This window comes from Parabacteroides vesiculifaciens (assembly GCF_049860805.1).
In the GTDB taxonomy this organism is placed as follows: Bacteria; Bacteroidota; Bacteroidia; order Bacteroidales; family Tannerellaceae; genus Parabacteroides.
The window spans coordinates 3,316,021-3,330,159 of sequence record NZ_CP187555.1; the positions used below are offsets into that span (position 1 = coordinate 3,316,021).

The following is a 14,139-nucleotide window of genomic DNA, read 5'->3' on the forward strand; positions in this document are numbered from 1 at the left end:
AATCATGAAGAATATAATAGTAACATGCTTTTTCGTTTTGATGCAATTGGGGATTTTAGTCCAAGCACAAACAAATACAACAACAGACATTTACCAAAAAGGGCAGGATGGATATGCTTGCTTCCGTATTCCAGCTATCGTCCAAAGCAAAGCGGGAACCCTGCTTGCCTTTGCTGAAGCCCGAAAAAAGAGTTGTTCTGACACCGGCAATATAGATTTAGTAGTGAAACGTTCCGAAGACGGAGGTAAAACTTGGAGTCGCACAATTACGATATGGGACGATGGTGATAACGTATGTGGCAATCCGTCTCCTATAGTAGATCAAGAAACAGGTCGTATCATCTTAATCAGTTGTTGGAATTTAGGAGAGGACCATGAGAAACAAATCATCGATAAAACAAGTAAAGACAGCCGGAGAGTATATGTTCTTTATTCCGATAACGATGGCAAAAGCTGGTCTGCCCCCAAAGAAATCACATCATCTGTCAAACGCCCTGATTGGACTTGGTACGCAACAGGTCCCTGTCATGGAATCCAATTACAAGGTAAAAAGAATAAAGGACGGTTAGTGGTTGCCTCCAACCATATGGTGGCAGAAACAAAGACTTATCATTCCCAACTTATTTATTCCGATGATAAAGGTGAGACTTGGAAACTTGGAGGAATCGTCAGCGAACATGGAGGAAATGAAAGTAGTGTTGTAGAATTAAAAAATGGAGACTTAATGCTAAACATGCGCAATTATAACCGGAAAGAAAGTAAAACCCGTTCGTATGCAATTAGTAAAGACGGTGGAGAAACGGTCTCCCAAATGTCATATCTTCCTGAACTGGTTGAGCCTATTTGTCAAGGGAGCACACTAAATTATATGAAAAGGGGAAAGATCAGCAATAACATTTTATTCTCCAATCCCGCTTCCGCAGACAAAAGAGAGAAGATGACAATCAAACTGAGTGAAAATAATGGTAAAACCTGGCCCTATGCCTATCAAGTCTATTCAGGTCCAAGCGCTTATTCAGACCTGACCAATCTGGGAAATGGGAATATCGGACTGTTATATGAATATGGTATAAACAATCCGTATGAAAAAATCGGTTTTACAATAATACCATTCGAACAACTAAAAAAATAAAACAAATGAGATCTTTTCTTTTACTTTTCCTGTCTTTATTCACTTCAGTAATCTGGGCACAAAATATAGAGCAATCCAAACTCTGGCCAGATAAACCGAATGCAAATGAGGCAGAAATATATATATACCAGCCGAAAAAAAGTGATAAGGCCGTACCAGCCGTACTAATCTGTCCAGGAGGAGGTTATTCGGGATTGGCAATGGATCGTGAAGGGCATGATATGGCTAAATGGTATGCATCCAATGGATTTGTTGCAGTTGTTTTAAAATATAGAATGCCGAAAGGCATACACTCTGTTCCATTGGAAGATGCAGAAAAAGCAATATCGGTTATCCGAGAGAACGCTGATAAATGGAACCTGGATAAAAATAAAGTCGGAATAGTCGGTTCTTCTGCAGGCGGCCATCTGGCAGCCTCATTATGTACGATAGCTAAAGATGCCAATCGTCCCAATTTTGCAATCCTATATTATCCGGTAATTAGCTTTGACAGCAAAATGGCACATAAAGGTTCTATGAAAAATCTATTAGGAAAGGATATTGATAATAAAGAACTGGTCGATCATTATTCTCTGGATAAACAGGTTGATGACAAAACTCCAAAGACACTACTTCTACTAAGCAATGATGACCGTGTTGTTCCTCCAATGAACTCTATTTTGTATTATATGGCTTTGAATGAGCACCACATTCCAGCTTCGCTTTATATGTTTCCTAACGGAGGGCACGGATGGGGTATCAGATATGATTTCGGTTATTATCAAGAAGTAAAAGATCTCATACTAAAATGGCTGAGACGTATGCAAATTATCGATTAACTAAAAGAAAGACGCATGAAACAGAAGACTACTCTGACAGCCATTTGGGTATTATTACCTTTTTGCATACAAGCAAAAAATGATGTCAAAAATGTACTTTTCATAGCTATAGACGACTTGCGTCCGACATTGGGATGTTATGGCGATCCATACGCCGTAACTCCCAATATCGATGCATTTGCGACTAAAGGTCTCCTCTTTGAAAACACATACTGCCAGCAATCTGTCAGCGGTCCTTCACGGGCATCCCTGCTAACAGGATTGCGCCCGGATGAAATCGGAGTTACCGATCTAAACACACATTTCAGAGAAAAATGTCCGTATATTACTACTCTGCCACAACTTTTCAAGAATAATGGATATGAAACTATCGGTATAGGTAAAATCTATCATGGCAGTTCCAAGACGCAGGACACAGTTTCCTGGTCCCAAGTTCCCATATACAATTTATCTATTAAAAAGGAAGAATATACATTGGCACAGAACCGACAAGGAAATAAAGCGACAGCAATTGAAGTTGCCGATCAACCGGACACTTCTTTTCTGGATGGTAAAGTTACCTCAGAAGCTCTGAAGACATTGGATAAATTATCCGAATCCAAGCAGCCTTTCTTTTTGGCAGTCGGATATATCAAGCCCCACCTACCATTCAGTATGCCGAAAAAATACTGGAATATTTACCAAAATAAATCCTTCATTCGAAAAGAGGCAGAAAAGAAACGGCCTGTACATGCTCCTGTTATATCCTTCCACAATTGGGAGGAGTTGAGAGGATATACCGACATACCTAAACACGGAAATCTCTCAACAGAAAAGCAGGAAGAACTTTGTAAAGCTTATTACGCATGCGTCAGTTTTATCGACTCACAAGTTGGAAAATTATTTGGCAAACTCAAAGAACTCGGATTGGAGAAAAATACAATCATTGTCATTTGGGGTGACAACGGTTTCCATCTCGGAGAGCAGCACCTATGGGGAAAATCAACAAATTTTGAATTAGATTGTAAAGTCCCTCTACTTATATACAGTCCAGAATATAAAGATCATCCGAAACGAATAAACGACATTGTAGAGTTGATTGACATCTATCCGACATTGACCGACCTATGTGGACTAAAGCCTGCACATACTTTATCCGGGCAGTCTCTTCGTTTTCTGATAGAAAACAAAGCAAACTGGAAGAATCGTGCTTTCAGCCAATTTCCAAGGCCTTATAAAGCAGTAATTTCCTATAAGAACCAGACACACATGGGATACACAGTCCGGACTAAAAACTGGCGTTACATTCTGTGGTACGACAATGCGTCAAACCATATTACAGACCGGGAACTTTATTGCATGAGCGGTAATAAAGCAGAAAAAGAAAATCTAAGCGGAAAAAGAGAATATGTTGACATTGAAAATGAACTACAACAAATGATTGAAGATTATAAAAACACTCATAATAAATAAGATTCCATGAATAGAGCATTATTATTTACAATCTTTTCAAGCCTGTCATTATCCTGTACGAACTATACAGATAACATATCCATGACAGCAGAGCATCCGGTACTTCCCATTCTTACCATGAAGGAAGCCAACCCTATCTTTAAAATTGAACTGATAAGACATCAAACAGGCGATAATTATTCATTACAAAAATTAGAAGTGGATCTTCATGGCACAACAGATATCGATGATATTGAAAGTATTGGTCTTTATCATACTAATTCCAAAGGGATGATCGATATCAATAAGCCGATTCTCCACGCTGCGTCCGCATCTGAAAAAGTTATTTTCAATACAGATATTTCAATTGACACGGATACTTTCCCTCTTTGGGTATCTTTTAAGTTAAAAGACAAAATAGATCTCAGCCATCGCTTTAAAGCAGGCTGTACCAAGATAGAGACAAATGAAGGAGAGATAAAAGTGCCCGTAGCTGTTTCGCCTGAGCTTCGTGCAGGCGTGGCTGTACGCCAGCACAAACAAGACGGCGTTCACACGTCCCGTATACCAGGGTTAGCAACATCTACAAAAGGAACATTATTAGCGATTTATGATGCCCGCTACGAAAGTCCACGAGATTTACAAGGAAATATAGATATTTGTCTGAATCGCAGCACAGACGGAGGACAAACCTGGCAGCCTATGCAAATAATCCTGGACATGAAAGATTGGGGTGGATTACCTGAAAAATACAATGGAGTTAGCGATGCCAACATCCTGGTTGATGAAAAAACAGGTGATATTTATGTAGCCGGTCTTTGGATGCATGGAGTATTAGATGGAAAAACAGGGAAATGGATGTCCGGGATGACAAAAGATAGTACCCGTTGGATGCACCAATGGCGTGAAAAAGGTTCCCAACCCGGGTTTGGCGTAAAAGAAACCTGCCAATTCCTTATTACCAAAAGTACTGACGATGGCCAAACCTGGAACGCTCCTATAAATATAACGAAACAAACCAAGCGAAAAGAATGGTGGTTGTATGCCCCAGCTCCTGGACACGGTATTACACTAAAAGACGGAACCCTTGTTTTTCCGACACAAGGACGAGATAAAGACGGGCACACATTCTCTAACATAACCTGGAGTAAAGATGGAGGTAAAACCTGGACTGCCAGTAACCCGGCTTTCAAAAACGTAACAGAATGTATGGCTGTACAACTATCTGACGGTAGTATAATGCTGAATATGCGCGATAATCGTAACCGAGGAAATAAAGAGGTGAACGGACGACGTGTTTGTGTCACTTCAAATCTGGGGAAGACTTGGACTGAGCACAATACTTCACGAAAAGCATTAATCGAACCGACTTGTATGGGCAGCATACATAAACACACTTATCACCAGGCCGACAAGGTAAAATCGATTCTGCTTTTTGTTAATCCGGAATCATATTCAGAGCGTAATCACATTACATTGAAGGTTAGCTATGACAATGGAAACACCTGGCCGGAAAATAAGAAAATCTTATTAGATGAATACAACGGACGCGGCTATTCCTGCATCACATCTGTAGATGAAAACACAATCGGTATTTTATATGAAAGTAGTCAAGCCGATATGGTATTTCAGCAAATCAAATTAGAAGAATTACTACCTTAAACAGGAAATATCCTGTATCCGAAGTTCAAAACCTTTCAGATACAGGATATTTTTACTATTTAATACTCCCTTATTCCCATGCCGGCGGCTCCTGCCCCAGCAAGTTCTTTACGAAAAAGTCGTGCATCTTGTGCATTTCGAACGGGCCGCCGAGGCTGTGTGTCTTGCCCGGCAGGTAAAGCTGTTCGAAGTTCTTGTTCGCTTTCATCAGGGCGCTGACTACCTGTAGAGTTGAGGCCGGATCGACATTGTCATCCAGTTCGCCGTTGATCAGAAGCAACTTGCCTTTCAGACGGTAAGCATTGTCGACATTGGAGGAGGCGCTATAAGACTCGTCGATCGGGTAGCCCATCCACTGTTCGTTCCACCAGATTTTATCCATCCGGTTGTCATGGCAGCCGCAAAGGGCGACCGCAACCTTATAAAAGTCGTTATGGAACAGCAGAGCCGCCATTGCATTCTGTCCGCCGGCCGACCAGCCATAAATGCCGACACGATTCAGGTCCATATAATTATACTTCGCACCAGCCGCCTTCATCCAGGCGATACGATCCGGGAAACCGGCATCTTTCAGGTTCTTCCAGCATATATCGTGGAAAGCTTTCGAGCGGTTGGACGTCCCCATCCCGTCGATCGAAACGACGATAAAGCCGAGTTCCACCAACTTTGAGATCAAATGATTAGCCGGTTTAAAATCCTTATCCACGTGCGAATCATGCGGACCGGCGTAGATCATCTCTACTACCGGATAAGATTTGGACGCATCGAAGTGCATCGGGCGGTAAATGTTCCCCCAGATATCCGTCCGCCCGTCCCGTCCTTTCGCACAGAACACTTCCGGCATCTGCCAGCCTTCCTCCTGCAGCACACTCACATCACACTTCTGTAATCCGGCAACCAAAGACGCATCCGATGTCCGCTTCAACTGACTGACAGCCGGCAGATCGGGACGGGAATATACATCGGTAAAATAAGAACGATCGGCAGAGAAGGTCACGCGGTGGTTTCCGTTCTCAGGAGTCATATCGGTAAAGCCCGTTCCGTCCAGGTTAATCCGGCAGTAATGCAGGTTATAAGGATCTTCGCCTTTATTGAAGCCCGAAGCGGTGAAGTAGACAACCCGGTTCGCTTCATCCACATAATCGACCTGGCGAACCACCCATTCGCCCTTTGTGACCTGTTGCTTCACCTGTCCGTTCATGCCGTCTATCAGGTAAAGATGGCGCCATCCGTCCCGTTCGGAAATCCAGAGCAACTCTTTCCCGTCGGCGAGGTCATACCTATAGTTGTTATAATAATAGATAAAAGTCTTTGTCTGTTCATCTACCAGATGACGGATAGAACCGTCGGCCGCATTCACTTCGCCAATCACATAACGCTGATGGCCACGCTGGTTGAACTCGAACGTGAACGCACGGCTGTCTTTCCGCCAGCCCGTCAGATTCAGATAATACTGGTTTTCGTAAGGAGCGACATCAAGCGCCACCTGCTTACGTGCCTCCACATCGAAAAGGACAGGCAAGTAAACCGGCAACACGTCGCCCGGCTTCGCATAATCGCGCCATTGCAAGATCGGTTGCTTCTGGCTGGACGGGCTGGATTCGATCAGCGGAATACGGCGTTCCTGCACGTCGCGCACTTTCACCGCCGCCAACTTCCGGGAGTCGGGCGACCAGATGATCGACCAGGCGTCATAACGCAGGTTGTTCGTGCCGTCCATCGTCAGGGCAACCTCTTCTTTCGGCTTATCCTTCTCTTTCTCATCCCGGACAGGCGAGATATAGAGGTTGTTGTCTTTCACATACGCTTCCCATTTCTTATCAGGCGAGACGACAGGAGCCGGAGCTTCTTCGCGACGGCGCCAGCGGTCCGGTTTCTTTTCCTCTTCTTTCAGCAAGGATTCGGCCAGCTCCTTCTGTTTTTTAGAGAAGAATGCCGCCAACCCCTTCTTGTCTGCGGCACGTTGCTTCTTTCCGTTCTCCGCATTGACAAGATAAAAGAAATCTCCCTCTTTCTCATGATTCTTATACCAGAAATAGTGAGAACTGTCTATCCATTCGGGATGAATAGCGGGAGAATAAACCCGGTCGGAACATTTCAGGATCGTGTCGGCGCGCTCATAATCGGCACGCGTCACCTGGGCTGCGGTGCTTCCTGCACCGAACGCCATCGCCAACAGGCACAGGCAAGAGATAAACAAAGTCGTTTGTTTCATAATAAACAATGATTTAATTTTCAATTCTCAATTCTTAATTCTCCAACCACCAGTCGATCATCTTCCGCGCCAAGCTCAGTTTGCGCGGTATCTCCGGCAGGTTGTCTTTCGAGAAGAACGAGCCGGAGCTCAACTCCTCATCCTGCAATTTGATCTCCCCGCTGACATAATCGGCAATAAAACCGATCATCAGGTTGCTCGGATAAGGCCAGGGCTGATTGCCGAAGTAAGTGATGTTACGGATCGTCAAGCCGGTTTCCTCCCGCACTTCACGTTCTACACATTGCTCCAACGTCTCACCCGTTTCCAGGAAACCGGCGACAAGCCCATGAAACGTCCCCCGGAAGTTACGTGCATGCACCAACAGGATTTCCTCGCCTTTCCGTATCAAGACAAGAATGGCGGGCGACACTGCCGGAAACATCTCGTTCCCGCATTCCGGACATTTCTTCATAATCGGCCCTTTCTGCTCCGTCGGCGTTCCGCACACAGGGCAAAACCGGCTGTGCTGATCCCAATAAATAATCTCGTACGCCTTCCCCGCCTGGTCGTAAAAGCAGCGGTCGATATGATCGTAAGAGGCCCGGAGTCCCATTGGCCGGTAAACGTCCGTCTCCACCAGCGGCTCGGCGGTCGCAACAACCATTGCCATCGTCCCGTCCTGCATTTCGACCATCTGTTGCAGAGACACACGGCCGTGCGTCTCTACAGGCGATTTATCCATAAAAGGGATAACATAGCCATCGGCTTTCTTTTGCAGTAAAAGCTGGTCATTGTAGAAAACATACCAATATAGAGGAGCGTTATTTGTCATTTTCATACGTCTGATTCATTATATCGAGGACAAACATACGAAAAAAAAAACACCTAACTACCACTATCTTTTCCTATCGCAAAAGAAAACATATCGCATAGGTAATACATCTTCGCCGAATGCCTTATTATTCTATAATCAGTGGTTGCGATTTTATAATCAGTGCCGTTGATTATAAAATCGCAACCACTGATTATGTAATCGCTGCCACTGATTATAAAATTATATGGCATCTAAGTAAGCATCCGCCCCGGTACATCATCCTTATCCAAATCAGTAGGATCCTGGGCTATAACTTCGCTTGTAAAGACTATATGTATAAAAGCAGCAAGGGTTGCCGCCTGAACCAAGCGACAACCCATCCTACCAATTTTCATAATTAAAGTTTCAAACGTGTACGTGTTTATTTGTGCCCAAAACGTGAAAGAATTCGTCTTTACATATAAACCGCCACCAGTCACCCCTTGATGTTCCCATCGGACAACGTTGCAAAGGAACGCATTTATAACCAGCCATCCTATATTTTAGACGATTATTACTTGCCGTTTTACATGTTTGAGAGCATAAGAAGCAGGGCCTTGGCCTGGTCATGGGAGGGATTACGCTTCTTTCCAGTTGAAAGGCAGCAGGCTCGAGTAGTCGTTAGCCACTGCCAGGCGTTCGTCTTTCACCCTGATGAGCGCGTCCTGCATCCATTTTTCGGGATTGACATTGTTCTCTTTGCAGCAACCGATCAGTGTGAAAAAAATGGCGGCGGCATGGGCGGCTTCGTGGGAACCTGAAAAAAGGGTATTCTTACGGTTCAGGGTTAGGGGACGGATGCTTCTTTCCACTGCGTTGGAGTCGATATGGAAGTCGGCATTAGTCACGTATAGCGATAATTGCTCCATACGGGCATAAGTGTATTGCATGGCTTTGTCCATCGGACTGCCACTTTTCACCTGCCCTATGTTACTCTTGATCCATGCCTCTATTTCCTGCAATACCGGATAAGCCTCCGCCTGGCGGTAAGCCGTTTTCGCATTTCCTTCAAGCTCTTTTTCCCTGATTTCGGATTCGGTTTTGTAAAGTTTTCCGATCAGGGAAAGTATTTCCCCCGCCCGGGGAGGATCGCTGTTCTCGGCTTCTTTGAACTTCCGGCGGGCATGTGCCCAGCAGCACAGATGCAGGTAACCGGGCAGGTCGTCAAAGATGTCGTATACCTGATAACCGTCGCTTTGGACTGCTTTCCCACCCTCCAGCAACAGCCCGATGCAACTTGCCCCCCTTCCCTTATGATACTCGAAAAAAGGGCTCTTCACCTCCGGGCAGTAGAAATTCCACATGTAGCCCTGGTGTAAGCTCCCCTTACGGTCACTTCCCTGGACTTTGTAAGGAGTTTCGTCGGCTATGACATAGCGTGAGGAACGGACTTTTTCACGTAATTCGTTGTAGATTGGTTCCAGTTCCTGGGCTGTGGACAGGCACCAGTCGCTTACCGTCGAGGCCGGCAGGTGAAGGCCGATGCGCGAGAAGATATCTATTTGACGGTACAGAGGCAGGTGGTCGCCATATTTGCCCACTGCGATATGGGATAACACGCTGGCGCCTGCCTTGGCGTGGGCTATGGCTTGGACCGGCAGGGGCGCTATCAGGATACGTCCATCCGGGGTTTTGTATTTGTTGCGGATGATTTGACGGACATACACATTCTTTTCTATCTCCAGTTTTTCCGTGATTTCCTGTCCTATATGGCGACAAGACGACAAGTCCCCTGCCGGGTCCAGAATCTCCTGCCGCCGAGGAATATCCAGGGGGAAAGGCTTACGGATATTTCCTTTATGTTTCTTCTTTTTGAACCCGTCGCGATCATGCAAGTAGTTTTTCTCTTCCTTTTCTACTTCCCCACGTGCTTCTTCACGCACGGTTTCCACCGGAGCCGAGTCTACCGGCGTTTCCCAGCAGATATTCAACTGGGAGGGATCCCGGGGAAGTCTTTTTTCGCTTTTGGGACTCCAAAGGCGGCGTTTGAGGTCGTAAATCTCCCACACATACTGTTGGTTCAGGTCCAATAAGCGCTGACGTTCGAGTAGCCATTGCATCCGCTCCTCCTCTAACGCCTTGCGTCGGGCAAGCAGCGCCTGGTAATCGGCCAGCGGGACCTTGACTTCGGGGACTTTATTTGCCGTCTTTGTTTTCATCTCTTTCACGTAATAAAGATACGAATAATATTTGATATTATGGCACTGATTTATAAATATATTACTTGCTTTTACGCCTTTTTTTCGGACAATCGAGCAACCGGACGAGAGAGGTACGGTTTACCTGTTCGTAAGATTGTTTTTCAAATTGCCGGGGAAGGTCATAAGTCCCTTCCGAAAGATGGTAAAGGTAAACCCGTTCCTGGTTAGGGGACAGGTAATATACTTTAAGCTGCTTGTGTCCGCCGTTGATGAAGACATAGATTTCCCCCTCTTTCGGATAATGTCCCAAACGGCTGTTCACGATGCCGCTAAGGCACGGGATGCCGGCATGGAAATTCTTCAGGGGAAACAAATAGACACGGTCCGTTGAGGGAAGGCCATAATGCCGGTCTTCTTTACTTTTGACAAGATCGGATACGTTATAAATGCCCAAGCTCTCCGGAGAAAAGCGGTAATGGTGAATCCTGAAGCGGACCGCACCGCCCGATTGGTAACGCAGGTACTCGAAGGTTATTTCATTCAGTTCACCCGGTTCTGACAACATTGATAACAATTGGGCGTTTTCAAAGATTTCTTTTTCACGATTTTTCATCTGAGTCCTTTTTTTTGTTTTTTCGGAACAAAGATAAAGAGCACATATAATTAGAGGAGGATGTACTGGGGCGGATGCTTACGCATCTAACAATCTTTTCCAGTAAGGGATAAAAAGATTTTCTTATGCAGGCCGGAAGAATAATCGTGCGTTTCCGAACTCCATCCGTGCGGACAAGCACAGTTACAGATTCACGGATAAACGATAATCATCTACATATAAGAAACTTATGATTATGGCACGGCTTTTGTCCAATTACTCATAAACAAAACAATTGAATGATATGATTAAAACAGTTGCATTAGAAAAGATCTTCCGTACGGAAGAGGTGGAGACGTTGGCTCTAAACAAAGTAAGCATAGATGTTAAAGAAGGAGAGTTCGTTGCCATTATGGGGCCTTCCGGATGCGGCAAATCTACGTTGCTGAACATCTTAGGATTGCTGGACAACCCGACTACCGGAGAATATTACCTGAACGGGATCGAAGTTTCTCAATATACGGAAGCCCAGCGTACGAAGTTGCGTAAAGGGATCATCGGTTTCGTCTTCCAGAGTTTCAACCTGATCGACGAGTTGAACGTGTACGAGAATATAGAACTTCCTTTGCTTTACATGGGCGTTTCAGCTGCCGAGCGGAAGAAGAAAGTGCAAGAAGCGATGGAGCGCATGGCGATCGTGCACCGCGAAAAACATTTCCCGCAGCAGTTGTCCGGCGGTCAGCAACAACGCGTCGCCATCGCTCGCGCCGTGGTAGCCAACCCCAAACTGATCCTCGCCGATGAACCTACCGGTAACCTGGACAGTAAAAACGGACAGGAAGTGATGAACCTGCTTAACGAACTGAACAAAGAAGGGACGACGATCGTCATGGTAACGCACAGCCAGCACGATGCCGGATTCGCTTCACGCATCATCAACCTGTTCGACGGACAGGTGGTGACGGAAACCCTGATCTAAGCCGTAAATGTTATAAAAGGGAAAGAAGAAGCCGTAGCGTATTAAGATATGTTACGGCTTACGAGATTATCGTATTTTACTCGATTCCAAATCAAATAAACTTGTATATTGCCGGCACTAATCATAAATCGAATTGCTTATGAAGACACTTGCATGGTTGTTTGGAATCTTTTTCTGCGTTTCTTCCGCCTACGGACAGAAGACCGTTACGATCGAAGGGGATATACGGAATATGCCGGATACCGTTCGATTCTCCTGCGCAGCATGCACTTCCTACATTTATCTATATTACACCGGAAAGCTCCGTTCTGAAAGTCGGACAAGGGTATAAATTCTTATCGGAAGAGATCCGTACATATATAAAAGACAAATAAACTAATTCAAATTCAATATGAAACAGACGCTACTTATATGTTTATTACTTCTGGGCTGCACAGGATTGCAGGCACAGGAGCGCGTAGTCGAACAACCGGCTTTTGACGCTTGGAACTCGACAACGATGGAAATAGATAAAATCGTACTGAGCGACACCGCTACGGTCTTTTATATCGACGCTTACTACCGCCCGAAATATTGGATTCAGGTCGCAAAGGAAACCACCTTGCGGGCCGACGGCAAAACCTATCCGATCAAGGCGGGCGACGGCATCACCCTGAGCGAAAAGTTCTGGATGCCTGAATCGGGAGAAGCCTCTTTCCGCTTGATCTTCCCTCCGTTGCCGAAAGGGACGAAAACCGTTGACTTTTCCGAGGGAGACGTAGAAGGCGCCTACAAGATATGGAACATCCGGTTGGACGGCTCACCTGCCTACTCTTCCTTGGCAGGGAAAAAGAACCCGGCAGAAATTCCGGTACTGGAAAAGCCGGAATTCAAAAACGGCACGGCTGTACTGAAAGGACATATCGCCGACTATAAGCCGGACATGAACCTGAAAGGACGCGCCTGGAATTTCAACTTGTTGAACGGAGGCACGGATGAATATAACATTACGGTACAACCGGATGGAAACTTCACGCTGGAAGTTCCGCTGTATTATCCTACCAGCCTGAACATTGCCAGCAGCTTCATAAACGGCCTGATATATCTGAAACCGGGAGAAACGACTTTCGTAGAAATCAATATGCCGGAGATTTGCCGTTCACAGTCCAAAAAGCAGAAAGACAAACCGTCATTGGGCGAGAAATATTATTTCACCGGAGCATCGGCGGCCCTCAACAACGAATCCTGCAATTCCTCCCTTCGTTTTGTTTCCGTCTCCCCCAAGTCGCAGAAAGACTATATGCAGATGTTTTCCGATATCAGCACGATGAATGCAGATCAGTTCAAGGCTTACTGGATGGATCGTTACCAGAAGGAGAAAGCCGTATTGGACAGCCATACGGAATTAAGCGACGCTTACCGCACGCTCCTGCAAAACAGCCTGAAAAAAGACTTGGCCGAACAATTGCTCAGCATCAGCGGAATGATGGAGTACGCTTATCGTACTATCAATCAGATTCCGCGCGACTCGTTGATACCTAAAGACAAAAAGGTAATACCGGCTATGGAATACTATGACTTTATCCCGGAACTGGTAAGCAACGATCCGTACCTGCTGTATGACGGCTCTTTTACCTATCTGATCTCTTACTTGCAATATACGAACTTCACCGGAGCAGAAAGGGTAGCCGGAAAGGAAGCCCCCGATAACACCGCCGATCTTATCAAGGTCATGGGAACGGACAAAGGGATTCTTTTCGACCTTCTTACCGCACAGCGCCTGGCCAAACCGATAAAAGAATTCCGTCCGCTAAGCGACGAAGAGATTGCGCAGGCCGGGAAAATATCTCCGGTCATCCAGGACGCACTCACCCTGATGAACAACAAAGTCAAGCAACTTATCGAAGAAAACAAAAAGAAATCCGGCTACACCGTCAACCGCGTGAACATTGCCGACATCCCGGCCGAGGAGTTGTTCAATGCCATCACCACGCCTTACCGGGGCAAAGTCGTGTTTGTCGACTTCTGGGCGACCTGGTGCGGCCCGTGCAAGGCAGCAATGAGAGAGTCCGAACCGGTCAAGAAAGACTTCGCAGGAAAGGATATCGTATTCCTCTACCTGGCGGGCGAGAACTCCCCGAAAGGGACCTGGGAGCAGATGATTCCGGACATCAAAGGCGAGCATTACCGGATGACGGATGCGCAATGGACCTATATCTGCAACAAGTTCGGCGTGCAGGGCGTTCCTTCTTATATGATCATCGCCAGAGACGGCACACCGACCCATTTCCAGGTTGGCTTCATGGGAGCGGACAAAATGAAAGAGATGCTCACGAAGGAATTGGATAAATAAAA

11 protein-coding genes are annotated in these 14,139 nt (G+C 45.8%); 7 read left to right on the plus strand and 4 right to left on the minus strand.

Annotated features, from left to right (window positions below):
- The first annotated feature begins 4 nt into the window (after positions 1 to 4).
- The 4 genes from ACPYIV_RS13355 to ACPYIV_RS13370 are packed head-to-tail and all read left to right on the plus strand — an operon-like array spanning position 5 to position 5,043.
- Positions 5 to 1,132 (plus strand): sialidase family protein, encoded by a 1,128-nt coding sequence (locus ACPYIV_RS13355; protein ID WP_425883435.1) that lies wholly within the window; start codon positions 5 to 7, stop codon positions 1,130 to 1,132.
- 5 nt (positions 1,133 to 1,137) lie between these two features.
- Complete coding sequence (locus tag ACPYIV_RS13360) at positions 1,138 to 1,950, plus strand: alpha/beta hydrolase (RefSeq protein WP_425883437.1); 813 nt, start codon at positions 1,138 to 1,140, stop codon at positions 1,948 to 1,950.
- Between the two features lie 15 nt (positions 1,951 to 1,965).
- The gene (locus ACPYIV_RS13365) at positions 1,966 to 3,402 is read left to right on the plus strand and encodes a sulfatase (RefSeq protein ID WP_301703851.1); all 1,437 of its coding nucleotides are present in this window, start codon (positions 1,966 to 1,968) and stop codon (positions 3,400 to 3,402) included.
- A 6-nt stretch (positions 3,403 to 3,408) separates the two neighbouring features.
- The gene (locus tag ACPYIV_RS13370) at positions 3,409 to 5,043 is read left to right on the plus strand and encodes an exo-alpha-sialidase (protein ID WP_425883439.1); all 1,635 of its coding nucleotides are present in this window, start codon (positions 3,409 to 3,411) and stop codon (positions 5,041 to 5,043) included.
- A gap of 70 nt (positions 5,044 to 5,113) precedes the next feature.
- On the opposite strand, the gene ACPYIV_RS13375 is transcribed toward ACPYIV_RS13370, so the two are convergent.
- From ACPYIV_RS13375 to tnpB, 4 genes are all read right to left on the minus strand, one after another.
- Entirely contained in the window at positions 5,114 to 7,258 is a 2,145-nt protein-coding gene (locus ACPYIV_RS13375) for a DPP IV N-terminal domain-containing protein (RefSeq protein WP_425883441.1), read from the minus strand.
- 34 nt (positions 7,259 to 7,292) lie between these two features.
- Positions 7,293 to 8,078 (minus strand): NAD(+) diphosphatase, encoded by a 786-nt coding sequence (nudC, locus tag ACPYIV_RS13380; protein ID WP_293734823.1) that lies wholly within the window; start codon positions 8,076 to 8,078, stop codon positions 7,293 to 7,295.
- Between the two features lie 593 nt (positions 8,079 to 8,671).
- Entirely contained in the window at positions 8,672 to 10,252 is a 1,581-nt protein-coding gene (gene tnpC, locus ACPYIV_RS13385) for an IS66 family transposase (protein WP_425883139.1), read from the minus strand.
- A gap of 61 nt (positions 10,253 to 10,313) precedes the next feature.
- The gene (gene tnpB / locus ACPYIV_RS13390; protein ID WP_336527059.1) at positions 10,314 to 10,847 is read right to left on the minus strand and encodes an IS66 family insertion sequence element accessory protein TnpB; all 534 of its coding nucleotides are present in this window, start codon (positions 10,845 to 10,847) and stop codon (positions 10,314 to 10,316) included.
- Positions 10,848 to 11,130: 283 nt separating this feature from the next.
- On the opposite strand from tnpB, the gene ACPYIV_RS13395 reads away from it, so the two are divergent.
- The 3 genes from ACPYIV_RS13395 (at position 11,131) to ACPYIV_RS13405 (ending at position 14,137) form a co-directional block, all read left to right on the plus strand.
- Positions 11,131 to 11,805 carry an ABC transporter ATP-binding protein gene (locus ACPYIV_RS13395; RefSeq protein ID WP_293734352.1) on the plus strand — a complete coding sequence of 225 codons (675 nt, stop codon included), beginning with the start codon at positions 11,131 to 11,133 and terminating at the stop codon, positions 11,803 to 11,805.
- 139 nt (positions 11,806 to 11,944) lie between these two features.
- Positions 11,945 to 12,136: a hypothetical protein gene (locus ACPYIV_RS13400; RefSeq protein WP_293739090.1), complete on the plus strand. Its 192-nt coding sequence runs from the start codon at positions 11,945 to 11,947 to the stop codon at positions 12,134 to 12,136.
- Positions 12,137 to 12,196: 60 nt separating this feature from the next.
- Positions 12,197 to 14,137: a TlpA family protein disulfide reductase gene (locus tag ACPYIV_RS13405; RefSeq protein ID WP_293734354.1), complete on the plus strand. Its 1,941-nt coding sequence runs from the start codon at positions 12,197 to 12,199 to the stop codon at positions 14,135 to 14,137.
- Positions 14,138 to 14,139 lie beyond the last annotated feature (2 nt).